The following is a 1,274-nucleotide window of genomic DNA, read 5'->3' as shown; positions in this document are numbered from 1 at the left end:
TCGCTGTCGCGCAAAGACAGCCATGCGATTCTGGCGCTTCCGGGCGATAAGGCGGGGGCGGCGCGGGCGGCTCTGGCAGCTTTGCGCCCCGATCTGCGGGTGATGAGCGCGGGCGCCTCGATTGAGATCTACAAAGAGACCGGCCTGCCCAAAGATGTGGCCTCGCGCTTTGGGGTGTCCAAAATGTCGGGCCGCCACGGCATCGGCCATACGCGGATGGCAACCGAATCGGCGGTCACCACCATGGGGGCGCATCCCTTCTCGACCGGGATGGACCAGTGCCTTGTCCACAATGGCTCGCTTTCGAACCACAACAGCCTGCGCCGCGAGCTGATCCGCGAGGGCGTCACCTTCGAGACGCAAAATGACACCGAGGTCGCTGCCGCCTGGCTGAGCCACCAGCTGGCCCAGGGCGTGGAACTGGGCGATGCGCTGCGTGCGGGCCTTGATGTGCTGGACGGGTTTTACACCTTCGTCGTCGGCACCAAAGACGGCTTTGGCGTGGTGCGTGATCCCATCGCCTGCAAACCCGCCGTCATGGCCGAGACCGACCAATATGTCGCTTTCGGCTCGGAATACCGCGCGCTGGTCAACCTGCCCGGGATCGATGCCGCCCGCGTCTGGGAACCCGAACCCGCAACCGTCTATTTCTGGAAGCACTGATATGCAGACGATTGACCTTGCAACCACCACGCTGCGCGAGCTGAACGCGACGCTGCAGGCACAGGCCGAACACACCAATGCGACCTCCTGGGAGATCGTGAACCCGAAGGGCAGCCACGCCCTCGCCGTCGGCCTCGACGCGCCGATTGAGGTGACGGTGAAGGGCTCGACCGGCTATTATACGGCGGGCATGAACAAACAGGCGACCGTCACCGTCAAGGGATCAGCGGGCCCGGGCGTCGCTGAGAATATGATGTCCGGCACCGTCGTGATTGAGGGCGATGCCAGCCAATATGCGGGTGCCACCGGCAATGGCGGGCTGCTGGTGATCAAGGGGAATGCCAGCTCGCGCTGCGGCATTTCGATGAAGGGCATCAATATCGTCGTGCATGGCAATATCGGCCATATGTCTGCTTTCATGGCACAATCGGGCAATCTGGTGGTGCTGGGCGACGCGGGTGACGCGCTTGGCGACAGCCTTTATGAGGCGCGGCTTTTCGTGCGTGGATCTGTGAAGAGCCTCGGCGCAGACTGCATCGAGAAAGAGATGCGCCCTGAGCATATCGCCATTTTGCAAGACCTGCTGGCCCAGGCGGGGGCGGATGCCAAAC

2 protein-coding genes are annotated in these 1,274 nt (G+C 63.2%); both read left to right on the top strand.

The genetic code is table 11. The annotated features are described in order from the left end of the window. A partial coding sequence (locus tag HOY34_RS21770; RefSeq protein WP_172366765.1) for a class II glutamine amidotransferase occupies positions 1 to 663 on the top strand: 663 nt, incomplete at its 5' end. Position 664: 1 nt separating this feature from the next. Next, positions 665 to 1,274 (top strand): GltB/FmdC/FwdC-like GXGXG domain-containing protein (locus HOY34_RS21765; RefSeq protein ID WP_172366763.1); only part of this gene is annotated, 610 nt, incomplete at its 3' end.

This window comes from Pseudogemmobacter hezensis (genome assembly GCF_013155295.1).
Lineage (GTDB): Bacteria > Pseudomonadota > Alphaproteobacteria > Rhodobacterales > Rhodobacteraceae > Pseudogemmobacter > Pseudogemmobacter hezensis.
The sequence above is the reverse complement of the archived record's forward strand: the minus strand, read 5'-3'. Positions and strand labels throughout refer to the sequence as shown.